We start from the raw sequence: 24092 nt of genomic DNA on the forward strand, positions 1-24092 counted from the left end.
AGGCGGTTTGTTGCTGTTGCGAAATAGCCATGATGGCGAAATCGCCAGTCTTCCGAACACCGCCGGTCATCACCACATAATGGAAAACGGCGACGTCTTCTTGGGCTTGCCTTGCCCGAGCGCATCATCGAACATCGCGCGCCATTACCGTCAACCGCCTCAGACACTGGCGGAGAACCCCACTCGAGGAGCGTCCATGTCGTCCGCCGATATCGTGATCGTCAGTGCAGCCCGCACAGCCGTTGGAACCTTCAACGGCGTCTTCGCCAATACCGCAGCGCATGAACTCGGTGCGACCGCCATCACGGCGGCGCTGGCGAGAGCGGGACTGTCGGCCGACGAGGTCGATGAAGTTATCTTGGGCCAGGTCCTGACGGCGGGTCAGGGCCAGAATCCCGCCCGACAGGCCGCCATGTTGGCAGGCGTGCCGCAGGAACGGACGGCCTGGGGCCTCAATCAACTTTGCGGTAGCGGTTTACGGGCCGTCGCGCTCGGGCTGCAGCAGATCAGCAGCGGCGACGCCTCGATCATCGTCGCAGGTGGCCAGGAGTGCATGACGCAAGCGCAGCATGCGGCCTATCTCCGTTCGGGCGTGAAGATGGGTGAGTTGAAGCTCGTCGATACCATGCTCAAGGATGGGCTGATGGATGCGTTCCATGGCTATCACATGGGCGTTACGGCCGAAAACGTCGCGACCCAATGGCAGTTGACCCGCGAGGATCAGGACAAGTTCGCCGTGGCGTCCCAGAACAAAGCCGAGAAGGCTCAAGCTTCAGGGCGGTTCAAAGACGAGATCGTGCCGTTCACGATCAAGGGTCGCAAGGGTGACGTCGTGGTCGATCAGGACGAACATATCCGGCCCGGCACCACCCTCGAGGCCTTGACGAAGCTCAAGCCCGCCTTCTCAAAGGAGGGAACCGTGACGGCGGGTTCCGCGTCCGGCATCAACGACGGCGCCGCCGCTCTGGTGCTGATGACGGCCGCCGAGGCCAAGAAGCGCGGCCTGACGCCACTCGCACGCATCGCCTCCTGGGCGACCGCTGGGGTCGACCCCGCCGTGATGGGGTCCGGCCCAATCCCTGCCTCGCGCAAGGCGCTGGAGAAGGCGGGATGGAAGGTCGCCGATCTCGATCTCGTCGAGGCCAACGAGGCGTTTGCGGCGCAAGCGCTGGCGGTCAATAAAGACATGGGTTGGGATCCGGCGATCGTAAACGTCAACGGAGGCGCGATCGCGATCGGTCACCCGATCGGGGCGTCCGGCGCGCGCGTCCTCACCACACTCCTTTACGAGATGGGCCGACGCGATGCTCGCAAGGGCCTCGCGACCCTGTGTATCGGGGGCGGCATGGGCGTCGCCATGACGGTCGAACGCTGACGCCATACGCTTGATCCGCGTGACAATGTCGAAACAAAAAAGCCGCCGGCGAACCGGCGGCATTTTCGAGTGCCCGTGGCGATAGCTTAGTGGCCGGTCGCGTCGGCGTCGCGGGTCGCCTCAAACAGGAACCAGGCCCTGCGCTCGGTATCGTCGATATAGTTTTCGAGCAGGCTCGCAGTCGCGACATCCTTGTGTTCGTCGCACACTTCATGCGCCTTGCGCATGTTGGTCACCATGTCGCGATTGTCCTGCAGGAGCTCGCGGAGCATGTCGGCCGCTGACACGAAGTCGGCATCGTTGTTCTTCACGCGCGACATCCCGTTGATTTCACCGATCGAATGGACCGTTCGACGACCGAGCTTGCGAACCCGCTCGGCCAGCGGATCGGTCGTGGCGAAGATCTGATCGGCATGCTCGTCGAGCAACAGGTGGTAGTCGCGGAAATGCGGGCCGCTCATGTGCCAATGGAAATTCTTGGTCTTGAGATAAAGCGCGAAAGCGTCGGCCACCAGCTTGTTGATCTCGGCGGCGATTTGCGCGGTGCCGTTATCGCCGAGGTCGCTGGGAGTTTTCAGCGCCGAAGCATCAGTGTCCGCATTATGTTTCGTGGTGTCTTTGGCCATGTCTATCCCCTTCACGGCACGTCAACCGTGTGACTTAGAACCCTTTTGCGGCCCGTTGCGTTCCATCGCGGCGAGCTTAAGCGGAAGCTGAGATGGTCGCGGACCGTCAGATTTTCTCCGGCCGAAAGCGCGCCGTCGGCTCGACGATCTCGTTCTGCGCGGCAATCAGCAGAATCTCGCCAGCACCGGCATCTTGGGTCATCCGCAACAGGCCATAGACTGACGACGCCGCCCGCGATAACGCCTCGGGCAAGGATCCGCTTTCCAGGTGATGCACGAAGAACAGAGCCGCGATCGCATCCCCGGCCCCGTTGATCGACAGGCCGAGCTTCGGGGTTCGCACCCGCCACAGATCCCCGCCGTCCGAGGCGAGCAGATCGAGGCTGTCGGCAGGCGTATCGTGACCGAGATAGGAGGTGACCAGGATCGTGCTGGGTCCGCGGGCATGGACAGAGCGGAGCGCGGGCCGCACCTCCTCCAAGGTGGCCGACGAGCCTCCCGACAGAATATCGAGTTCGAATTGGTTGGGCGTGATGAGATCGGCCATCGGCACGGCGCGGTCGCGCATGAATTCGGCGATGCCCGGCCGGACGAAAACGCCCCGACCGACATCACCGATCACCGGGTCGCAGCAATAGCGCGCCGATGGGTTGGCGGCCTTGACCTTGTCGACCGCATCGAGGATCGCAAGACCGGTCTCGGCCGACCCCATATAGCCCGATAACACGCCGTCGCAGCGGCTCAACACGCCGCGATCGGCGATGCCCTGGACGCAATCACCGATCAGGCTCGCGGGCAGCACCTCGCCGCGCCACGCCCCATAGCCCGTGTGGTTGGAAAACTGCACGGTGTGGATCGGCCAAACCTCATGGCCGAGGCGTTGCATGGGAAACACCGCCGCCGCGTTGCCGACATGCCCATAGGCGACATGCGATTGGATCGACAGGATGTTCATGGGATGACGCTCGAGGTTATGGTTGAACGGGGAGCATAGGGGATCGCGTTTCATCTCGCAGCGCTTGGATTCACGTCGATGCCCGAATACGGGAGTTGAACACAGCCCCGCGCCTGTGGTTTGTCGCGCAGAGACATGCGAGCCATCGGACATGCTCGCCGATCAGGAGGAGAACGACTTTGGCGGTCTATAGTATCGCGATCATCGGGGTCGGTAAGATCTCGCAAGACCAGCACTTGCCGGTCATCGCCAATAACCCAAACTTCCGGCTCGCGGCCCTGGTCAGCCAACGGGGCCTCGCGCATCCCGATGTGCCGACATTCAAGACCCCAGCGGAGCTTTATGCCGCCATGCCCGATCTCGACGCGGTGGCGATCTGCACGCCGCCCAGCGCCCGCTATACCATCGCGCGCGAGGCGCTCGATGCCGGCAAACACGTCCTGCTCGAAAAGCCCCCTGCCCCGACCGTCACCGAACTGACCGATCTCGCCGGCTACGCGGCGACGCTGGATCGCGTGATCTTCACGACCTGGCATTCGCAATATAATGCGGCGGTCGAGGAGGTTCGGTCGCGGCTCGTCGGCGAACGCATCAAGCGGCTGACGATCACCTGGAAGGAGGATGTCCGGCGTTGGCATCCGGGCCAGGATTGGATTTGGGAGGTCGGCGGCTTCGGCGTGTTCGACCCCGGCATCAACGCGCTCTCGATCCTGACCCGCATCATGCCCGGCCCGATCTTCGTGCACGACGCGAGCCTCGTCTATCCGTCAAACCGGGACATGCCGATCGCGGCCGACCTCGTCTTCAGCAGCCCGGTTGCGAGCGAGGCCCAGCCAGGGGCGCTCACGGCCGCGTTCGACTGGCGGCAGACCGGCGAGCAGAGCTGGACCATCGACATCGAGACAGAGGCCGGTCAGCGCTTCAACCTCACGGGCGGCGGCTCGAAGCTTGCGATCGACGGTACGCCGTTGCTCGACGCGCCGACGCCGCAACATGGAGAATATGAGGGGATCTACAAGCGGTTCGCGACGCTGCTCGACAGCGGCAGCAGCGCCGTCGATGTCGCACCGTTTCAGCTGGTGGCCGATGCGTTCATGATCGGCAAACGGGTCGTGACCGAGCCCTTCGAGGATTGAATCAAAAAGCCCGCTCGGCGTGTTGCCGAGCGGGCTTGAGTTTGACGAAGAAGGCCGAGGAAACGCGCTTAGTTGCGTTCTTTGTCGACCATCTTGTTCTTTGTGATCCAGGGCATCATGGCGCGCAGCTTGCCGCCGACTTCCTCGATCTGGTGGCTTGCGGCCTTGGCACGGGTGGCCTTGAACGAGGTCTGGCTGACCTTGTTTTCGAGCATCCAATCCCGCGTGAACTTGCCGGATTGAATGTCCTGCAGAACGCGCTTCATCTCGGCCTTGGTCTCCGGTGTGATGATGCGCGGGCCGGTGACGTATTCGCCATATTCGGCGGTGTTCGAGATCGAGTAATTCATGTTGGCGATGCCGCCCTCGTAGATGAGGTCGACGATCAGCTTCACCTCATGCAGACACTCGAAATAGGCCATCTCGGGTGCATAGCCGGCTTCCACCAGCGTCTCGAAGCCGGCGCGGATCAGTTCGACCAACCCGCCGCAGAGGACGGCCTGCTCGCCGAACAAATCGGTCTCGCATTCTTCCTTGAAGGTGGTCTCGATGATGCCGGCCCGGCCCCCGCCGATCGCACAGGCGTAGGACAGTCCAAGATCATGAGCATTGCCGGACGCGTCCTGCGCGATGGCGATCAGGCACGGCACGCCGCCACCCTTCTGGTACTCCGACCGGACCGTATGGCCGGGACCCTTGGGCGCCACCATCAACACATCGAGATCGGCACGCGGCTCGATCAGGTTGAAATGAACGTTGAGGCCATGCGCAAACAGCAGCGCGGCACCGTTCTTCATGTTGGGTTCGAGATCGGCCTTGTAGATGTCGGCCTGCAGCTCGTCCGGCGTCAGCATCATCACGATATCGGCCCACTTGGCCGCATCGGCGACGTTCATGACCTTGAGGCCCTCGCCTTCCGCCTTCTTGGCCGAGGGGGAGCCTTCGCGCAGCGCCACAACGACGTCCTTGACGCCCGAATCCCGCATGTTGAGCACGTGAGCATGGCCCTGGCTGCCGTAGCCGACCACTGCGACCTTCTTGCCCTTGATGAGATTGAGATCGGCATCCCGATCGTAGTAGACGCGCATCGCTTTGACTTCCTTGAACCGTCTCTCCGGGCGGTGTTGTGTTGAACGTAACACGGCGTTCTATGGCGTGCGGGCGGAGGCGTCAAACGAACGATGGCGGAGCGACGAGGAAGTCGTTCTCCCTGAAGTCCAGACCCAAGCTCCGCGCTCTTTCAACCGCGCGACTTGACAACTCCAGGTTGCTTTTTATTTGACCGGCAACCTATGACGCTCTATGACTTGCGCCGAGCAAAAAGGGCGGCGGATGAGCGGAGCTTTCAAGGGATTGAAGTTGAGAGTTGCGGTGAGCAACTTCAAATCGATCGGCGATCGGAAGCGCGACCAGCGTGCCTGGAGCGAGGCTGCCGACGCCTACCAGCAGCATGTCGATCGCCATCCTTCGGATTTCTCGATCTGGGTGCAGCTCGGCAATTGTTGTAAAGAGGCAGGCCGTCTTGCGGCTGCTGAACAAGCCTATCAATATGCGGTGACGCTAAACGAGCAAGATGCCGATGTTCGCCTGCAACTCGGACATTTGCTCAAGCTTCAAAACCGAAAGGCAGACGCGCTGCGAGCCTATGAGGCGACCCTCGCGCTTGCACCAGATAACGCCGACGCGCGTCACGAGATCGCGTCGATCCTTGGGCGAACCCGGAGTGAGGCACGCACCTCCGCGTTCGACCCTTTAGGCGCATCAGCACAATCTCTGGACGAACTGCTGCAAACGCTGAAGGCAGACCAGAAACGTGCTGATGTCTTCGCACAATATTTCGCCGACTTCGTTCCGACTTGAGCAGAGAGTACTGATGCAACGTGGTCGCACACGGATCCTAATCGACTGCTCGTTTATCGATTTTACAAAACAACCAACCGGCATTCCACGCGTCGTACTCAGCTATATCGACATCGGTTACCAGTGGGGGATGAAAAACGGTATAGACGTTATTCCCTTTGTACCGACGCAGAACGGCCTGATCATCTATCGTCCGCTTCCTGGCCAAAACCCACCCGAGGACCTGGTCGAAAAAGTCGACGCCAGCAACAGGGCTCATGCGATTCCGGCGGCGGTGCAAGTCGCAAGCGACGCTGCCAACTATCTCGCAGCTGTCGCAACTGCGATCGTCAACGTCCCAGCAGCCGTGTTTCCAAGTGCGGGCGGTCGCGCGTTAGTATCAAAAATCGAGACTGAACTAAACCGTCAAGCATCCAAGATATTGGCGCGGCGCTCGGCGAAAGCAGATGAATTCGCCCGGCTTGAACCGGGCCCGGGTGATGTCGTCTTTGCCCCCGCCTACTGGCACGACGTTGATCCTTCAATCTACCGGAAGATCAAGAAAAGCGGCGCAAAGATTGTTATTCTTGTACATGATATTTTGCCAATCGTTTTCGAAAAGTTTTATCCATCACCTTGGCGCTATCAATTTCGTGAGAGTGTACTGCAGACGACCACTTATGCAGACGCTCTTTTCTGTGTGTCAGACTATACGAAGCGATCGGTGGCTGAGTTTTTGACACGTCAAAAGCGACGGCTCCCCATGATGATGACGGCCTATAACGGTTTCGAACCTCTCGTGTCGAATGAGGGGATGACGATGATTACATCGAAGATCGAATTATCGAACTCCTCAAACAGTACAGTCACTCAACTCATCCGTCACAAAAACCCCTATATCATGGTGGGTTCGGTCGAACCGAAGAAGGGTCATCTTCCGACAATCCGTTGCTTTGAGTCGATGTGGGCCGCAGGGCTGGACCGAAGCCTTGTCATTATCGGTCGAAAAGGCTGGATGGAGCAAGAAATAACAGAGGCGATCGAAACGTCGATCTACTACGGTGATAAACTCCACTGGTTTTCTGGCTTGGATGATTTCGATCTTGCTGATGCTTACATTCATTCACATGCGCTGATCATGAGTTCGGTCGCAGAAGGCTTCGGCATACCGATGATCGAAGCGTCCTTCTACGGCAAGCCCTCGATCGTTTTCGATACACCCATCGCGCGAGAAATCATCGGTGACATCGGGCTATTCTTCAACAATGCATCGTCGCTTGTTGAGCATGTTATCTCAATGGAAGATGACACAGCCTATAAGAAGGCATGCTGCATATCTAAAGATTTTATTTGGCCAAGCTGGGAGGAGTGTACTCCCAGCATTCTCGACCAACTCGCGCAAATCGCCAATCCAGCGATCACCTAAATCTTCATACTGTTTCAACACTGAAATCAATTAGAGACGGGGTCAATGCTATGTCAGATCAGATACAGCTAAGCATCCGACAATGCTTGTCCTTACTCACACCATCAAAGATCATTGGGTTCGATAAGGTGCGCGTCGGGGGATATCACGACGGTGGGTATGTCATGCTGGACGACCTGAAGGGCGTCAAGCTTTGTTACTCCCTTGGTGTCGGTCCAGATGTATCATGGGACTTTGAAATGGCGGAGAACGGAGCCGACATTTTTCAGTATGACCACACCGTTGACGAAGCTCCGACATCGCATCCGCGGTTTCATTTCAATAAAATTGGCATCGCTGATACCGACGATGTTCAAGGACTACGTCGACTTGATACGCTTCTACAGCTAAACGGTCACGCTTCTGAAACCGAGATGATCTTAAAGGTCGATATTGAAGGTCACGAATGGTCGTGCCTTGACGCGCTCGCACCGTCGATTTTCGGACAGTTCCGCCAAATCGCAATCGAATTCCATTGGGTTGATCATTTACACGATGAGCAATTTAGAACGCTTTTTAGCCGCGTCCTCCAGCGCATCCGATTGAGCCATGAATGTATTCACATTCACGCGAATAACTACAGCAACATCGTAGTGACGGGTGGCATTCCGATTGCACAAGTGTACGAAGTTACGTTCGTCCGCCGAGATCAATACTATTTTACACGTAGCGATGAAGTCTTTCCTGGTCCACTCGACGTCTCAAATGCGGCGGATCGTCCAGATTATTTCCTCGGCCGTTTCGAGTTTTAAAGACATTTGGAAACCATGCAGCGGCTAGGCGGCACAAGGAACCCCTGGCGCTGAGGGGAGTGTTTGCAACCCAAAACTCAGGGCTCTATCCTTCTTCGTGGCTTCCGCTTACCAAGCGCAAACGTAAGCGTTCCCTGGCTAACAGAGATTTCGACACGCCCGCGTCGGACTCGGACAAGCGGCGTCACGCCACAGCCACCGCGATCCATCGGTCGTTATGGACGGTGACCATCCTGGCCGCGGCGGCGATCTTTGCCCCGGCTCTGGCAGACGTGCGGTTTGGGCGGGGCGTGTTCATCGGCGGCCACGACGTCTCGCATCAGCGCTACGACAGGCGGCACCGTGCCGTGATCGACCTCTATGATCGGCCGATCCGACGGGAGGGCTGCGCGTGGCATCGGGACGGCCCTCATGGGCACGTTCGCAGATGCCGCTTGCAGCGCCGCCCTCGGCCGTAGGCCGAAGCAGGCGGGTTGTTGGCTCGCGTCGCCGCCCGAGAGGCGGGTCGATCGGACATGACCCTTCACCGCCGTTCGGTTCGCCATCGTGCGGCCGCGCGGTCAGGTCGTGACGGTCACGCCGCAGGCGCGGGCATAGATCGCGAGAACCCGCGTGACGGCCGCCTCCTGCAGCACGGTCGCGGTCGCGCCGCCGCTCCGCGCCAGGAGTTCTGGGTCGAGTAAGCCGAAATACTGGCTGATCAAGGTCGCGGGGATCGCGCGATCGCCGAACAAGCCAAGCAGGCGCGACAGGGCCGCCTGCGCCTCGGCATGGGGCCAGTAATAGCGGATGCGATCGCTGTAGCTAAAGTGCCGCTGCAACCGCAGCTCGGCCGCGTCGCCATGGTAATAGGGTTGCCAGGAGCCCGGCTCGCGCAGCATCACGCGTTCCATCGCGGCCGACAGGCTGTCGTCCGCTTGCTGCAGACCCAGCACCGTCGCGATGGCATCGAGCCCGTAAAGCGCCTCGCGCAGCGCGAACGTCAGGCCGGGGCCGACCTTGAGGATCGCGAAGCCATCGTCCACCAGGGCCGCGAGGGCGGCTTCGGATTGATAATCGGTCGAATGAGCCTCGAACACGACGTGCGGCAGGCCATCGAGCGTGGCGCTGAGCGCCTTCGCCTTGGCGCGGTCGTAAGGGACGACATCCGCGTTGCCGAATTCGACGCCCGGCTGCACCACAATGCCGACGGTGCGGCCGAAGGCCTCCTGCAGTTCGAGTTTGGCAAAGGCCCGCTCGTGCACCGCAACGGTCTGCCGCGCGGCGTCCGGGGAGGTGATCGCGAGATGATCGAGTGTTTCCAGCGCTCCACCCGGCACCGGCACCTCGGTGCCGATCACGTAGGACAAGGTCTCGCGCGCCGGGGCGGCCTCCTCGGCGATGGCCGCGAGGCTGGCGGCTCGGGCTGCGGTCGTCTCGTCCGACAAGGCGACGGTTTCGCCGGCGCAGCCCATGCTGGTGTCGAGATGGAGCTTTGTGAAACCGGCGCGGGCAAAATCCCGCACCATCACGCTCGCCTCGCGCATGGCCTCGTCGGCCGGTCGATGTTTCCACGGATTGGGGCCGAGATGGTCGCCACCGAGGATCAACTCGCCCGAAAAGCCGACCCTTGCGGCAATCGTCTCGACGAAACGTCTGAACGCATCCGGCGTCATGCCGGTATAGCCGCCATGCTGGTTCACCTGGTTACAGGTGGCCTCGATCAGCACGGGCGCCCCCTGCGCCTGGCTGAACCGCAGAGCGGCTTCAATCACGGTCGGATGCGCGGTGCAGACCGAGGTGATTCCAGTACGACTGCCGGCGCGCCGCTGGGCCGGGAGGTCGGCGATCCGATTGTGATTCATGCGCGAACGCTCTCCCGCTGAAGATCAAGCCGTTGCCCGCTGGCGGCGTCGAAAAGATGAATATCGGCCGGTTCGGCCGCGATCGGCAAGAGATCGCCCGAACGCACCAGCCGTCGGCCCGGCATAGCCAGGATCAACTTGTGATCGCCGAGATGGCCGTGGACGTGCAACTCGGCACCCGTTGCCTCGACAAGATCGACCGTCATGGAAAGGGCGTCTTCCGCCGTGGAGACCACGAGACGCTCGGGGCGGATGCCGAACACGACGGCGCGACCCGCTTCGGCCGACACGCGCCCGGGGAGCGGCAAGATCAGGCCGCCTAGATCGACGCCATGCCCCTGCGGTCCATCGACGAGACGGCCCCGCAGCAGGTTCATGGCGGGCGACCCGATGAAGGCTGCCACGAACAGGTTGGCGGGTCGGTCATAGACCTCGAGCGGTGCCCCGATCTGTTCCACGCGGCCCGCATTGAGAATGACGATGCGGTCCGACATCGTCATCGCTTCCATCTGATCGTGGGTGACGTAAATCGAGGTCGTGCCGAGCCGCTGCTGCAGCGTTTTGACCTCGACCCGCATCTGCACCCTGAGTTGGGCGTCGAGGTTCGACAGCGGCTCGTCGAACAGAAACACCTGCGGCTTGCGGACGATGGCGCGTCCCATCGCGACCCGCTGGCGCTGACCACCGGAGAGTTGGCGCGGATAGCGGTTGAGGTAATCCGACAGTCCGAGCACTTGCGCGGCCTGCGCGATCTCCCGCATCATTTGCTCTTTGGAAGCGCCCCGCAGCTTGAGGCTGAAGCCCATATTCTCGGCCACGGTGAGATGTGGATAAAGCGCGTAGTTTTGGAACACCATAGCGATGTCCCGGTCTTTCGAGGGGACGTCGTTGACCACACGCCCGCCGATCGACAACGTCCCGGACGTGATGGTTTCCAGCCCCGCGATCATCCGCAACAGGGTCGACTTGCCGCAACCCGATGCACCCACGAGCGCGATGAACTCACCATCCGCGACCTTGAGGCTAACATCGCGGATGACGGGATGGGCCGCATAAGACTTGCTGATATGGGCGATCTCGACATCCGCCAATGGGGTCTCTCCTCGATCTTCCGGTCAGGTTGGGTTGCAGGATCGCGGGATCAGGCCAGCACCACGACCTTGCTGAGATGACGCGGCGCGACCGTGTCGACGTTACGCTGCTCGGCGACCCGTTCGCCGAGGATCTGCAAGGCCGGCAAAATTGCGAGAGCGCGGGTCAAGGTCTCGTCCGGCACCGCGATCTCGATGTCGCCGGGTCCGCCGAAGCCGAGCACGCGTGCGCCTTTGGCTGTGAGTTCCGCCGCGACCTTGGCTTCCTCGTCCCGCGTCTCGGGGCTGTAGAGCATCACCACGAAGGTCTTGTCATCGACGAGGCTGATCGGGCCGTGGCGATATTCCATCGGATGATAGGCTTGCGAATAGCTGATGCTCATTTCCTGCAGCTTGAGCGCGCCTTCCTCGGCGAGCCCGTAAAGCGCGCCAGCGCCGAGATAGACAAAATGCGACCGGCCCTGCAGAGCGGCTTTCAGCTCGCCATCGGTCTTATCGAGGATCGCGAGCGCCTCGGCGGCGAGGCTGGGCGACATTGCGATGCCGGCGAGGCGCAAGCCTTCGAGCAGCATGAGGCTGGCCGAGGAGGTCATAACGATCCCCTCGCCCGGGTGGGTTTCGGCATAGATCGTGGTTGCGGCCGCGCGAACGATGCTGCTGCCCTCGGCGCAGGTGATGGCCGTGGTGGTGAGGCCGGCCGCCCGGCTGACCTCGACGGCCTGGACGGTCTCGGTCGATTCACCGCTGCGTGACAGAGCGATCACATGAGTGCGGCTGTCGTCCACCACATAAGCCTTGCGGCGGCGCGCCCATTCGGCACCCGGCACGGCCTTGGCCGAAAGGCCCTTGAGGTTGAAGGAGGCCGCGACGATCTGGGCGAGATAATAGGATGTGCCGCAACCGACGATCACATAATCGGTGCCGTCGGCCGGCAGGGCCGCGACGGCCGGAGCCTTGGCCCAAAACGGGAATTGCTCGCGGATGACCTGCTCCGTGATGTTCATGACGTATCCTTCTGGCGTTATGATCACTTGCCCGATCCGGCCATGAGGCCCTGGACCAGATATCGGTTGAGAAAGAGCACCACCAGCAACGGCGGCACGATCGCCAGCATGCCGGCCGCATTCATCAGCCCGTAGTCGACGTAATTTTTGGTGACGAATTCGGGGATCAGCACGGTGAGCGGCTTGGTCTGCAGCGTCGGCGAGAACACCAGCGGGATCATGAACTGACCCCAGGCGCTAAGAAAGGTGAGGATCGCGCTGGCGATCAAGCCCGGCGCGGCGAGCGGCAGCACGATGCGGACGAGCGTGTAGACGCGGCCCGCGCCATCGAGCCACGCCGCCTCCTCCAACGAGACGGGCAGCGATTGGTAAACACTCCGCATCAGCCACAGCGCCAGCGGCAGAAAGGCCGACACATAGATCAGCGTGACGCCGAGATAGGTATCGACGAGCCGCAGCGCGATCATCAGACGATAGAGCGGGATCATCACCGTATAGGCTGGGATCGCCAAGGTCGCGACCACCAGCACGAAGATCACGTCGCGCCCTGGAAACCTCAGGCGCACAAAGGCATAGCCCCCAAAGGCGGCCAGCAACACCGTGATGGCGGTGGCCGCGAGCGTCGTGACCAGCGAGTTGATCAGCGCCCGGCTGAACTGCGGCCACACCGATTGGGTGGCGGCTCCCTGATAGGAGCTCGTGCCCCCGAGCAGGTTGGCATAATGCTCGAACGTGATGCTTGGCGGGAAGAAATGCGGCGTCTGCGACACGAGATCGGCCGGGCGCGTGAAGCTGGTCGCAATCGACCAATAGATGGGCCCGAGCGACCACAGCAGCAAAATGACGACGCCGGCCCCGATGCCGAGGCGGCCGGACAGCGAACGGGTCATCAGTCGAACCTCGTTTCGCGATAGACGCGCAGCACGTAGATCAGCGACACCAGGAGCGAGGCGATCATGATCAGCACCGACAGCGCCATGCCGTAGGAAAAATGCAGGTTCTGGAACGCCGACATATAGACCTGCGCCACGATGGTTCGCGTATCGAGGCTCGACCCCGCCAGGATCCACGCTTCGTCGAACAGGTTGAAGGCAAAGACGGTCGACTGGCTGAGCGCGATCGCAAGGCCCCCCGAGATCAGCGGAAGCGTGATCATGCGAAAGCACTTGATCGGGCCGGCGCCATCGAGACGCGCCGCCTCGTAGAGCTCGCCGGGGACGCTCTGCAGCGCGGCCAGAAGGATGATGGCCGTCAAGGGCAGCATGCGCCAGACGTGGACGAGCCCGATCAGCAGCAGCGCGGTCGTATGATCGTTGAACCAGACATGGTTGGTCGTGATCAGGCCCGCGCTCTTCAACAGGCTGTTGAGGAGGCCGTAGCTGGGGTTGTAGATCCACAGCCAGACGATCGCATTGACGACCGGCGGCAGCGCCCAGGGCAGGACCATCGCGGCCAGCAACCAGCGCCGCCCTGTTCGGACCTGATGGAGCAGCAGCGCCACCCCGAGACCACCAAGCGTTTCGGCCACGACCGCAATCGCCACATAGGCAAAGGTGTTGAGCCAGGCCGCCTGGACGTTCGGGTCGGCAAACAGGTCGATGTAATGCCGCAAGCCGATGAACGGCGTGCCGGGTCGCATCGGATCGACCCGATGCAGGCTGTCCCAGAGAGTGAACAGAACCGGGCCGAGCACCAGTCCGCCCATCAGCACCGCGATGGGCGCCGCGAAGGCGAGGCCGAGCCACGCCTCCGCGCCGAACCAGCGCGCGCGAGTCGTGACCGGCGTGTCGGCCGAGGCCGGAATGGCGCTCATGATCGTCGACCCGCGCGCGTCATCGTCACTTCATCGCGTCTTCAGCGCCGGCCGCGATCTGCTTGACAGCTTGATCGACCGTCAGCTGACCCTTGGCGACCTGATTGATGGCGGTCGCGGCCGCACTCGAGAATTGCGGATACCAGCCCGGCGTGCCCTGCGCGAACAAAGGCTCGACGAGAGCGGCTTCCTCGATCAGGACGGAACCACCGGCAAGCTTTCCCTCCTGGTTGAGCGAGGTCAGCACGCTGGTGCGGGTCGGCAAATTGCCGAGAGCCGTGTAGCATTCGGCTTGGTTCTCGGGTTGCAGCAGCCAATTGATGAAGGCGGCGGCCGCCTGTTTGTGGGTCGAGGCTTTGGGGATACCGACAGCGCCCGGCAGACCAAAGGTCCGGCTCTTTCCCGTGACGTTGGGCATCAGCGCCGCGATCGCCTGTCCGGCGACCTTCGATTTGTCCTTGTCGTTGTAGAGCGCGAGATTGCCGGCCCAGCCGGCGAGATCGAAGGTGATCTGACCGCCCTTGAACAATTCCTGGATATCGACGTCCTTCAGGCCCGTCGACGCCGGATCGATCAAGCCTGCCTTCAGGGCCTCGGCTTCGAAGGCCAAAGCCTTATAGCCCGCCGAATCCGGTGTCGTGAACAGCGCCTTGCCGTCCTTGTCGAACAGCTCGCCATTGAACGCCTTGGTCAGGAGGTACCAAGCGGTGGCCGACCCCTCGGTGGCCGACATCGGCAAGCCGATCGGATACGTGACGCCGGCTTTGGCCTTCACGGCTTTGGCATCGGTCAAGAGCTCATCCATAGTGGCGGGCGGCTTGTCGATCCCGGCTTTCTTCATCTGCTCCTGATTGACGATCAGGACGCGATAATCGTTATTATACGGGACCGCGATGAGCTTGCCGTCATAGGTGAAGATCTTGTCGGTCGGCAGATCCTTCCGCAGGCTGGCATCCACCATGCCGTCGAGGGGTTCGTACCAGCCGGCGGCGCCGAACTGCCCAACCCAGGACCAATCGACCTCCGTCACATCGGCCGGTGCGGTGCCGGCCAAGGTCGAGGTCACGATCTTGGTGCGGATGTCGTCCCAACCGAGCGTCTGCATATCGAGCGCGATCCCGGTCTGTGCCGTGAAGCGGTCGGTCATATCCTTTGGCAGCGTGCCCCACGGGGGAAGCAGCACAGTAATGCTCTGGCCCGAATAAGGCTTGGTCTGCGCCGAGGCGGGGATCGCCATCAGGGCTACGGCTGCCACGGTGCCGGCCAACACGGCCCTCAACCATGTTTTGGTCATGCTACACTCCCACTATGCCGGAAACCGCCGGGCCGGATCGTCGCTGCGAAAGACGCCGCAAGGCGGGCGCGCCAAGCCGGATCGTCCGTCGTCCATCCCGATTGTCGTGCAGCCCGCAGGATCGCACCGCCGATGGGAGGCAGATCCGGCGCGACTGGGGCGCCGAGCGCCTCCGTCATCAGCCGCAGCACGGTCGCGCTGCGAAACAGCCCGCCCGCATGGCTCCAGACGAGCGGCTGCGGGGTCCCGATGCGCCGTGCGGCGGCCCGCACGTGGTCGATGAGATAATCGGCCGCGCGGGCCAGAATCGTGAGCGCGGTCGCATTGCCGGTTTCGGCGAGGTCGTCGACCACTTCGGCCAAGGCCGCGACATCGGACCGACGGCTGCTGTTCAGATAGGACCAGCCGATCACCTCGGCCTCACCGATCCGCAGACTGGCCAGCAGCGCATCGGCAAAGACCTTATCGGCGCTGCGGCCGTCGAGCGCCTGGGTCATCTGTGAGAGAGCTTCGCGCCCGACCCAATGGGCGCTTCCCTCGTCCCCGAGAAGGTCGCCCCAGCCACCGACCCGGATATGACGGTCGCGGCCGTCGCCGGCCCAGCCCATCGAGCCGGTTCCGGCCAGCGCCAGGACGCCCGGCTTGCCCGCGAGGGCGCCCTCGAACGCCACATGAACGTCGTTCAGCACCTCGCAGGGCATGCCAAGAAGCGATGCCACGACCGCATTCTGTTGCCGCGAAATCGCCTCCACCTCGCCATGAAACGGCAGCCCGAGCACCGCACGGCGGACGTCCGGCAGCAGATCCTGAAGGCTTGCGAGGAGATCGGCGAACCGTGTCGGCCAATCCGGATCGGCCATTGGATCGAGGGCCGTGCCGTGCCGAAGCGCCACGATCGAGCCCTGGCGATCAACGCATGCCAGGATCGTCTTTGACCCGCCACCATCCAGTCCGAGAAGCAGGTCCCGGCTCACGGCGTCGGCGCGCTTGGAGTGGGGCCAAGCGTGTCGGGCGCGATCACGAGGTCGACGCCCGCCTCGCGCAGCCGGCGTTGCCGCGCTGCCGCCAGTTGCTTGTCCGAGATCACCCGCATGGGTGGCGCCAGCATGGCCACCAGATAGGTGGTGCGGCGACCGAATTTGCTGGCGTCGGCCAGAACTGTGACGGCGGCCGATCGCTCCATCATCCGGTCGTTGAGGCTCGCCTCGCTGGCATCGACACTATAGATGCCGCCATCGTCACCAATCGCGCTGGCGCCGAGAAAAAGCTGATCGAACCAGAGCCGATCGAGCATGGCCTCGGCGGCCGGGCCGACCAGTGAGGCATTCTCGCTGCGCAACTGGCCACCCAGGAGGGTGACGCGAAGCTGCGGCACGTTCATGAGCTCCTGCGCCACCATGAGGCCGTTGGTGAAGATCGTCAGCGGCATCGGGCTGACCCGTAGACGGCGGGCCAGTTGCAGGACCGTGGTGCCGGCATCGAGAAAGACTGAGCTTTGCGGGCGGATGAGATCGTAGGCCTTCGCCGCGATGGCGCGCTTCTCAGCCAGTTGCTGACGCTCCCGCACCGAAAATGCCACTTCGATCTGCGCGCCAGCCGCGATCCTGGCACCACCATGGGTGCGGCTCACAATCCCCTGTTGCTCGAGCGTCGTGAGATCCCGCCGGATGGTCGCGACCGACGCACCCGTGGCGCTCGCCAACTCTTCGATCGAGCAGGTGCCCTGGGCATAAAGATGGTGGCGAAGCGCTTCGAGGCGATCTGGTTTCATGGCTTTTCCTGCCGTCTGATCGAGAGCTTAAATCCGAACAGATCATAGTCAATCACTTTCTTGATCGATCGTGATCTGCCCGGGCCGACGTCCAATCCTCGATTGGAACAGGCTGCGAGGATTTGGGCGGGCACGCCACGTGCAACTTCAGGTTGATCGACGACAAGCGTCCCGGAACGATACGCCACTGTGCGGAAACGGATCGGAGCGCCCTTTGAAGAAAGCAGGCGTGCCATGATCGACCGTTTCCAGCACACCCCGCGGTCCACCCCCGAGACAGGCGAGCGTGATCGTATCCTCGTCGCGGCCCGCGAGATCTTTTCGGGTGGAGGGATCGATGTTCTGAAGCGCCGCACGATCGCCGACATGGCTGGCGTCACGCCCAACACGGTCAGCCGCAACTTTCGCAGCCGCGCCACTTTGATCGACCGCTTGGCTCACGCCGAGTAAAACCAAGCCCGACAGGCAAGAGGCGGATCCTAAGGTCCTCGCTTTGAGCTCGACCATCTGGCCCATCAAGGTTGAACTTAGCCGTGGCGATTGCGTTAAGTCCTCGATAACGAACGAGGGTCGTCGTGAGCCATCAAGCTGAAGCGTTTCTGGGAAGTTGGATCGTCACCAACGTGCATCCGAGCGGCATGAAGGCGGCCGGAGACACCACCGAGGCCGCACGACTTGCGGCGGACTGCGTCGCCTTGGCGGCGGCTCAGCAGATCACGCGCGCTGATTTCGAAGCCGAAGTCGGGGACCTCGACGAGCATATGCGGTTAGCCTTGAACATCGCGCAGGATGCGGTGGACCAAGCCGCGACGCGCCCTCAACGCAGTTCGCGTTAACCGAATTCTCGTCAATTCGATACGCAACCGTAACGAAGTGGTAAGAATTAACGACGCGAGGGGAGCTTAGTTATGTTGAATCTTCTAATCAGCCATGGATTATCGACGGTCCCAAAGGTTTTTCTTGCGCCTCTTCTAGCACAGCAGCCGGCACAGCAAGCAAAAGCGCTGAGTGGTTACCCGATGTTGCTATCCGCTCTGACGCGCGCCGAGCGGAGTGGATCGCTTGCGGCCGAGCGGCAAAAGGTTCTGCACCGCCTGCAAGGATGAGGGGTTAATTGTCGGTTTAGTCGACGGTTTCGGTGGGCGCGGCCATCGTCGATGGAGACGATGCGAGTCGCTCGAAAGACTTGCAAATCGAATGAAGCTCGTCCAGCGAGAGCTCGACGAAGCCGAGGGTTTTGGTCAGTAAAAGCCCCAAGGTTGCGAACAGCATCGCGACCCCAATCTCTGGTATTTGACCGTCCCGTCTCTCATCGAGCTTTTGCCGCAGCACGGCGCGAAATTCCTCAAGCGCGGCGGGATGATCGGTGGCGGCGACGAGCAACGAGCGCGGAAATCCATCGTCGTCGCTATACATCCGCTTCATATGCCGGATCATGGCGACCACGTAAGCCGCCTCGCCAGGGCCGGCCGCCGCCTCTTCCTCTTTATACTCCGCCACATACCGTTCAAGCCGCGCGCGAACCAGAGCGGCGATCAGGCCCTCCTTCGTGCGGAAGTGATGCAGCACGCCACCCTTGCTGATGCCCGCTTCCGCCGCCACGGCATCCATAGTCAGCCGTTGGGCGCCTGAACGACCAATGACCGCCTCGGCGGCTTCCAAAATTTTCCGAAGCGTCTCGATACTACGCGTTTGAACAGGTTGGTTCATTAAAAAAATCCGGCTGGACGGTTTCTTTGTATCGTTGTATATCGCGGCGATCAACCCTCGTGAGCCGAGTTTTACCACATGCTGTCCCGACCCGGCCGATCGCATCCTGAGCAACGTCATCGTCGATGGGGTACGACAATGGCGACCGGCGTCTGTCTCATGCTGGCGCAGCCCGGACGAGCCGCTGAGGCCGCACGCGTGGATCTCGTGCGTGTGAAAGCCACCACGGTGACGGCATCGAGCGTCCAATCGGACATTTCGCTGTCGGGCGAGATCGCGGCGCGTGTCCAATCCGACATTTCCTTCCGGCTGACCGGAAAGATCATCGAGCGCCTCGTCGAGGTCGGCCAGCATGTCGGCCCGGAGGACGTGCTCGCGCGTCTCGATCCGACCGAGCAGAAGGCGGATGTCGACAACGCGCAGGCCGGATTGGCCTCGGCCGAAGCTTTGTTGCAGCAGGCGCAGTCCACCTTCGCACGGCAGCAAACGCTGCTCGGAAACGGCTACGCGACGCGCGCCAGTTTTGATCAGGCCAAGGAGACCCTGCAGACGACCCAATCTCAGGTCGAAGCCGCCCGCGCCGCGCTCAGCACGGCGTTGGAGCAACTGTCCTATACGGATCTGAGGCCGGGGGTCGCGGGCGTGATCGTGTCGCGCAATGCGGAGACCGGTCAGGTCGCCCAAGCCGGACAGACGGTATTCTCGGTAGCGCAAGACGGGCCGCGCGACGCGGTCTTCAACGTCTACGAGGCCCTGCTGACCAAGCCATTCGAGAGCAAGGTCGTCGACATCGAGCTCCAGTCCGATCCGAGCGTGACGGCGACTGCGCATGTGCGCGAGATCTCGCCCTTGGTCGATGCCGCGACCAGCACGATCAAGATCAAGGTCGGGCTCGACACGACCCCCCCAAAAATGACCCTCGGCGCGGCCGTGATCGGGCGCGGGCGATGGGATCGCAAAAACGAGGTGAGCGTTCCGTGGAGCGCTTTATTCGAGTGGCAATCAAAACCCGCCGTCTGGGTCGTCGGAGACGGTGACGTCGTCTCGCTCAAGACGGTGTCGGTCGATCGGTATGGCGCCGGCATTGTCGTGCTCTCGGGGGGGCTCGACAGCGGAACTCGCGTGGTCACGGCTGGCCTGCAACTTCTCCGGCCCGGTCAGAAGGTCGACGTCGCGACCGGAGACACGCCATGACGACGCCTCGACCTCTGCGGCAGGTCGCCGCCGCTGCCATCCTCGCGACCCTGTTGTCGGGTTGCGATCGCCATACACAGGACGATCCGCCGCCGCCGGCGATCCGGCCGGTGCTGACGACCGTCGTCACGCCAACCACGGCCGACGTTTTCGGACCCTTCACCGGCACGGTCGAACCGCGCTACCAATCGACGCTTGGCTTCCGAGCGGCGGGCCGCATCGTCACGCGGGATCGCAATGTCGGAGATCAAGTCGTGGCGGGCGACCGGCTCGCTTCCATCGACCAGACTTTGCCACGACTTGCCCTGATGTCGGCGCAGGCTGATCTCGCCAATGCCCAGGCTCAATTATCCAATGCGGTCGCGACGTTGGCGCGGCAGCGCATCTTGATCCAGACCGGCAGCGTGGCTCAATCCCAGGTCGATACGGCCGTCGCGGCCAACGATACGGCGGAAGCCCGCGTCAATCAGACAAAAGCTGCCCTGCAGAAAGCGCAGGAGCAGCTCGGCTATACGGATTTGAACGCCGACCATGATGGCGTGGTCACGCTTTACAGTGCCGAAGTCGGTCAGGTCGTCTCCACCGGACAGACGATCGTGACGGTCGCGCGTCCAGCCATTCGGGATGCGGTTTTCGATGTTCCCGATGACCTCGTCGGCGCGGTCAAGCCAGGTGCCGCCTTCGCAGTGTCGCTTCAGGCCGACGCCTCCGTCTCGGCGAGCGGCGCGGTCCGCGAGATCGCGCCCCAAGCGGACGCATCGACCCGGACACGGCGGGTGAGGCTGACCCTGACGGATCCGTTACAAGCCTTCCGGCTCGGCACCACCGTGACGATCACGCTCGTGCGTCCGATTTCGCCGCGCTTCACGCTTCCGGCGACCGCCATTCTTGAACAGTCCGGCAAGCCTTTCGTCTGGTTGTTCACCACCGGCAAGACGGCAGAGCGACGCGCGGTGACTCTCGCCGGCCCGCCTGACGCTCATCTGAGCGAGAGCATCGCTCCAGCGCATCTGCCCTCCGACGAGGTCGTCGTGATCGACGGGTTGGCGGCCGGCGACCGTGTCATCACGGCCGGTGTGCATTCATTGACGGACGGCCAGACCGTCAAGCTCATCGGGGATTAGATGAAAAGCTTCAACGTCTCGGAATGGGCGCTCGAACACCGCTCGTTCGTGTGGTTCCTGATGATCGTCTCGATCCTCGCCGGCGTCCTGGCCTATCGCGGGCTCGGTCGCGAGGAAGACCCGCCATTCACCATCAAGACCATGGTGGTGCAGCAGCAATGGCCCGGCGCGACCCTCGACGACACGCTCAATCAGGTCACCGACCGGCTCGAGAAAGAGCTGAAGCAGATCGACGCCCTCGATAATACGCGGAGCTATACGGTCCCCGGTAAAACCACGATCCTGGTCACACTGAAGGATACGACCAAAGCCAAAGACGTTCCGCAGCTTTTTTATCAGATCCGCAAACACGTTCAGGATATTCAATATACCCTGCCCTCAAACGTCCAAGCGCCAGCCTTCAACGACGAGTTCGGCGATGTCTATGGCAACATCTATGCGTTTACCGCCGATGGACTGACTCAGCGGCAGTTGCGGGACTATGTCGAGATGGTCCGCTCGGACGTGCTGTCGGTCCCGAGCATCGGCAAGGTCCAAGTCATCGGCGCCCAGGATGAGGTGATCTACCTCGATATCTCGATCCGCAAACTCGCCTCGCTCGGCCTCAACGTTCAATCGCTCGTCCAGACCCTGCAGAATCAGAATGCCGTGCAGCCGTCCGGCGTCGTGCAGGCGGGGCCGGAGCGGATTTCGCTTCGGGTCGGCGGACAATTCACCAGCGAGGACAGCCTGCGGGCCATCAACCTGCGGGTCAACGACCGCTTTTTCCGGTTGAGCGACGTCGCCACGATTACGCGCGGCTACAAGGACCCACCCGATCCTTTGTTCCGGGTTGACGGTCAACCCGCCATCGGGCTTGGCATTGCGATGACGGCCAGCGGCAACCTCTTGCAATTTGGCGAAGCCCTCAAGGCCCGGATGCACGAGATCGAGGCCAATCTGCCGGTCGGGGTCGGCGTGCATCTTGTCTCCGATCAACCCAAGATCGTCGAAGAAGCGGTCGGCGGCTTTACCGAGGCGCTGGTCGAGGCCGTGTTGATCGTTCTGGTTGTCAGCTTCATCAGCCTCGGCTTCCGGGCCGGGCTGGTCGTGTCCTTCTCGATCCCGCTCGTGCTGGCGCTCGTCTTCGTAGCCATGAGCTATTTCGGCGTGTCGCTGCAGCGCATTTCGCTAGGGGCGCTCATCATCGCGCTCGGGCTTCTGGTCGACGATGCCATGATCACGGTCGAGATGATGGTCAGTCGACTCGAGCTCGGCGACGATCTCAAGAAGGCAGCAACCTTCGCCTATACGTCGACCGCCTTCCCGATGCTGACCGGCACGCTCGTGACGGTCGCGGGCTTTATCCCGATCGGCTTTAACGGGTCATCGGCCGGCGAATATACCTATACGCTCTTCGTCGTGATCGCGGCGGCGCTGCTGTTGTCGTGGATCGTGGCGGTTCTGTTCGCGCCGCTGATCGGCATCAAGCTACTGCCCAAAACCATGAAGAGACATGCCGAAAAGCCCGGCATGGGTCTGCGCCTGTTCTCGTCCATGCTGATCGGCGCAATGCGCTGGCACTGGCTGACGATCGGCGTGTGCCTCGTCCTGCTGGGCGGCGCACTTTATGGGATGGGCCACGTCCAACAGCAATTCTTCCCAAGTTCCGACCGGACTGAACTGCTGGTCGATCTCGCGCTGCCTCAGAACAGCACCATCCTCGAGACCAAAGCTCAGATGGATCGCTTTGAAAACGGCCTGAAGGGAGACCCCGATATCGTCGGCTGGAGCTCTTATGTCGGCGAAGGCGCGATCCGTTTCTATCTGCCGCTCGACCAGCAACTGGAAAATGCCTTCTTCGGCCAAATCGTGGTCAAGACCGCATCGCTGGAGGCCCGCAGCCGCGTGTCCGACAAGCTGAAGGGGCTCGGGCGGAACGAGTTCGTCGGCATCGACACCTTCGTTCATCCGCTCGATCTTGGGCCGCCGGTCGGTCGGCCTGTGCAATATCGTCTGAGTGGCCCGGACGTGCAGGTGTTGCGTGAGCAAGCGCTCAAGCTCGCGGGCGTCATCGCCGCCAATCCGCACCTCGCTGCTCCGACCTTCGACTGGAACGAGCCCGGCAAGGTGATCCGGGTCGATGTCGCGCAGGACAAGGCGCGGCAACTCGGCATCAGCTCATCCGATGTCGCCACCATTTTGAATGGAGTGGTGGGCGGCGCCACGATCACGCAGGTGCGGGACAGTATCTATCTGGTCGACGTTGTGGCGCGAGCGCAGGCGAGCGAGCGGCACAATATCGGAACCCTGCAAAGCCTTCAGATCCCGATGCAGAATGGCAATGTCGTCCCGTTGCTCTCGTTCGCGACGATCCGTTACGACTTGGAACAGCCGATCATCTGGCGCCGGGATCGCGTCGCCACGATCACGCTGCGGGCCGCGATGGCTGACGACACCCAGCCCGCGACCGTCGTGCAGCAGCTTCAGGACCCGCTGAAAACCTTCGTGAGCGAGTTGCCGCCAGAATTCCATGTGGCAACAGGCGGCGCGGTCGAGGAAAGCGGCAAAGGACAAGGGCCGATCGTGGCCATCGTTCCCTTGATGCTGCTCACCATGGCGTTTTTCATCATGGTGCAACTGCAGAGCTTCCAGAAAATGTTCCTGGTCGTCAGCGTCGCGCCGCTCGGTCTGATCGGCGTGGTGGCGGCATTGCTTCTCTCGGGCAAACCGATGGGCTTCGTGGCGACACTCGGCATTCTGGCGCTGATCGGCATCATCATCCGCAACTCGATCATCCTGATGGCGCAGATCGACACGGTGCTGGCAGAGGGCAAGGACCCCTGGACGGCGGTTGTCGAAGCCACTCAACATCGTATGCGGCCGATCCTGCTGACGGCGGCGGCCGCGAGCCTTGGCATGGTGCCGATCGCGCCGCAGATCTTTTGGGGCCCGATGGCGCTCTCGATGATCGGCGGCATCCTGGCCGCGACAGCCCTGACGCTGCTGTTTCTACCGGCGCTCTATGTGGCTTGGTTTCGGGTCAAGGAGCCGAAGCCAGGGCAAGCCGAAGACAACCACGTCGTCGCGCCGATGGTGGACGCGGCCCACTAATCGCTT

23 protein-coding genes are annotated in these 24092 nt (G+C 62.0%); 10 read left to right on the plus strand and 13 right to left on the minus strand.

All coding sequences use genetic code 11. The features are described 5' to 3' along the window. Positions 1 to 196 precede the first annotated feature (196 nt). Complete coding sequence (locus LGH83_RS12365) at positions 197 to 1375, plus strand: acetyl-CoA C-acetyltransferase (RefSeq protein WP_227398929.1); 1179 nt, start codon at positions 197 to 199, stop codon at positions 1373 to 1375. 86 nt (positions 1376 to 1461) lie between these two features. Here the strand turns inward: LGH83_RS12365 and LGH83_RS12370 are convergent, their stop codons facing one another. Next, positions 1462 to 2001 (minus strand): Dps family protein, encoded by a 540-nt coding sequence (locus LGH83_RS12370; protein ID WP_227398930.1) that lies wholly within the window; start codon positions 1999 to 2001, stop codon positions 1462 to 1464. Between the two features lie 106 nt (positions 2002 to 2107). Beyond that, entirely contained in the window at positions 2108 to 2956 is an 849-nt protein-coding gene (gene pdxY / locus LGH83_RS12375; protein ID WP_227398931.1) for a pyridoxal kinase PdxY, read from the minus strand. A 179-nt stretch (positions 2957 to 3135) separates the two neighbouring features. On the opposite strand from pdxY, the gene LGH83_RS12380 reads away from it, so the two are divergent. Then, positions 3136 to 4092, plus strand: coding sequence for a Gfo/Idh/MocA family protein (locus LGH83_RS12380; RefSeq protein WP_227398932.1), 957 nt, complete (start codon positions 3136 to 3138; stop codon positions 4090 to 4092). A gap of 68 nt (positions 4093 to 4160) precedes the next feature. Here the strand turns inward: LGH83_RS12380 and ilvC are convergent, their stop codons facing one another. After that, positions 4161 to 5180: a ketol-acid reductoisomerase gene (ilvC, locus tag LGH83_RS12385; protein ID WP_131114134.1), complete on the minus strand. Its 1020-nt coding sequence runs from the start codon at positions 5178 to 5180 to the stop codon at positions 4161 to 4163. A 244-nt stretch (positions 5181 to 5424) separates the two neighbouring features. Here ilvC and LGH83_RS12390 point away from each other — a divergent pair, with 244 nt between their 5' ends. The 3 genes from LGH83_RS12390 (at position 5425) to LGH83_RS12400 (ending at position 8148) form a co-directional block, all read left to right on the plus strand. Beyond that, complete coding sequence (locus LGH83_RS12390) at positions 5425 to 5952, plus strand: tetratricopeptide repeat protein (protein WP_227398933.1); 528 nt, start codon at positions 5425 to 5427, stop codon at positions 5950 to 5952. Between the two features lie 13 nt (positions 5953 to 5965). After that, on the plus strand, positions 5966 to 7357 hold the full coding sequence (locus LGH83_RS12395; RefSeq protein WP_227398934.1) for a glycosyltransferase: 1392 nt from the start codon (positions 5966 to 5968) through the stop codon (positions 7355 to 7357). 164 nt (positions 7358 to 7521) lie between these two features. Continuing rightward, on the plus strand, positions 7522 to 8148 hold the full coding sequence (locus tag LGH83_RS12400; RefSeq protein ID WP_227398935.1) for an FkbM family methyltransferase: 627 nt from the start codon (positions 7522 to 7524) through the stop codon (positions 8146 to 8148). Positions 8149 to 8708: 560 nt separating this feature from the next. Here LGH83_RS12400 and LGH83_RS12405 read toward each other — a convergent pair. The 9 genes from LGH83_RS12405 to LGH83_RS12445 are packed head-to-tail and all read right to left on the minus strand — an operon-like array spanning position 8709 to position 17201. Then, positions 8709 to 9992 carry a D-tagatose-bisphosphate aldolase, class II, non-catalytic subunit gene (locus LGH83_RS12405; RefSeq protein ID WP_227398936.1) on the minus strand — a complete coding sequence of 428 codons (1284 nt, stop codon included), beginning with the start codon at positions 9990 to 9992 and terminating at the stop codon, positions 8709 to 8711. Then, positions 9989 to 11083 (minus strand): ABC transporter ATP-binding protein, encoded by a 1095-nt coding sequence (locus tag LGH83_RS12410; RefSeq protein WP_227398937.1) that lies wholly within the window; start codon positions 11081 to 11083, stop codon positions 9989 to 9991. Before LGH83_RS12410 ends, LGH83_RS12405 begins: the two co-directional genes overlap by 4 nt. A gap of 50 nt (positions 11084 to 11133) precedes the next feature. Then, positions 11134 to 12087 (minus strand): SIS domain-containing protein, encoded by a 954-nt coding sequence (locus tag LGH83_RS12415; protein WP_227398938.1) that lies wholly within the window; start codon positions 12085 to 12087, stop codon positions 11134 to 11136. Between the two features lie 23 nt (positions 12088 to 12110). Further along, the gene (locus LGH83_RS12420) at positions 12111 to 12977 is read right to left on the minus strand and encodes a carbohydrate ABC transporter permease (protein ID WP_227398939.1); all 867 of its coding nucleotides are present in this window, start codon (positions 12975 to 12977) and stop codon (positions 12111 to 12113) included. Next, on the minus strand, positions 12977 to 13900 hold the full coding sequence (locus LGH83_RS12425; protein ID WP_131114126.1) for a carbohydrate ABC transporter permease: 924 nt from the start codon (positions 13898 to 13900) through the stop codon (positions 12977 to 12979). The genes LGH83_RS12420 and LGH83_RS12425 overlap by 1 nt, the downstream gene beginning before the upstream one ends. A gap of 25 nt (positions 13901 to 13925) precedes the next feature. Further along, a complete protein-coding gene (locus LGH83_RS12430) occupies positions 13926 to 15194 on the minus strand; it encodes an ABC transporter substrate-binding protein (RefSeq protein WP_227398940.1) in 1269 nt (422 codons plus the stop codon). Further along, a complete protein-coding gene (locus LGH83_RS12435) occupies positions 15191 to 16168 on the minus strand; it encodes an N-acetylglucosamine kinase (RefSeq protein WP_227398941.1) in 978 nt (325 codons plus the stop codon). The genes LGH83_RS12430 and LGH83_RS12435 overlap by 4 nt, the downstream gene beginning before the upstream one ends. Further along, a complete protein-coding gene (locus LGH83_RS12440; protein WP_227398942.1) occupies positions 16165 to 16965 on the minus strand; it encodes a DeoR/GlpR family DNA-binding transcription regulator in 801 nt (266 codons plus the stop codon). Before LGH83_RS12440 ends, LGH83_RS12435 begins: the two co-directional genes overlap by 4 nt. After that, complete coding sequence (locus LGH83_RS12445) at positions 16962 to 17201, minus strand: hypothetical protein (protein ID WP_227398943.1); 240 nt, start codon at positions 17199 to 17201, stop codon at positions 16962 to 16964. The genes LGH83_RS12440 and LGH83_RS12445 overlap by 4 nt, the downstream gene beginning before the upstream one ends. Here LGH83_RS12445 and LGH83_RS12450 point away from each other — a divergent pair. Together LGH83_RS12450 and LGH83_RS12455 are read left to right on the plus strand one after the other, a co-directional pair. Then, positions 17200 to 17415 (plus strand): helix-turn-helix domain-containing protein, encoded by a 216-nt coding sequence (locus LGH83_RS12450; protein WP_227398944.1) that lies wholly within the window; start codon positions 17200 to 17202, stop codon positions 17413 to 17415. The two genes, LGH83_RS12445 and LGH83_RS12450, sit on opposite strands and share 2 nt — an antisense overlap. Positions 17416 to 17540: 125 nt before the next feature. Further along, complete coding sequence (locus tag LGH83_RS12455; RefSeq protein WP_227398945.1) at positions 17541 to 17801, plus strand: hypothetical protein; 261 nt, start codon at positions 17541 to 17543, stop codon at positions 17799 to 17801. A 286-nt stretch (positions 17802 to 18087) separates the two neighbouring features. On the opposite strand, the gene LGH83_RS12460 is transcribed toward LGH83_RS12455, so the two are convergent. Then, a complete protein-coding gene (locus tag LGH83_RS12460) occupies positions 18088 to 18675 on the minus strand; it encodes a TetR/AcrR family transcriptional regulator (protein ID WP_227398946.1) in 588 nt (195 codons plus the stop codon). Positions 18676 to 18813: 138 nt separating this feature from the next. Here LGH83_RS12460 and LGH83_RS12465 point away from each other — a divergent pair, with 138 nt between their 5' ends. Genes LGH83_RS12465 through LGH83_RS12475 form a run of 3 tightly spaced genes read left to right on the plus strand, consistent with a single transcriptional unit; the run spans position 18814 to position 24086 of the window. Then, entirely contained in the window at positions 18814 to 19869 is a 1056-nt protein-coding gene (locus LGH83_RS12465) for an efflux RND transporter periplasmic adaptor subunit (RefSeq protein ID WP_227398947.1), read from the plus strand. After that, positions 19866 to 20993, plus strand: a complete 1128-nt coding sequence (locus LGH83_RS12470; RefSeq protein WP_227398948.1) for an efflux RND transporter periplasmic adaptor subunit — start codon at positions 19866 to 19868, stop codon at positions 20991 to 20993. The genes LGH83_RS12465 and LGH83_RS12470 overlap by 4 nt, the downstream gene beginning before the upstream one ends. Then, entirely contained in the window at positions 20994 to 24086 is a 3093-nt protein-coding gene (locus tag LGH83_RS12475; protein ID WP_227398949.1) for an efflux RND transporter permease subunit, read from the plus strand. Positions 24087 to 24092: the final 6 nt, after the last annotated feature.

Origin of the sequence: Lichenihabitans sp. PAMC28606 (assembly GCF_020616535.1) — a bacterium.
GTDB lineage: Bacteria > Pseudomonadota > Alphaproteobacteria > Rhizobiales > Beijerinckiaceae > Lichenihabitans > Lichenihabitans psoromatis.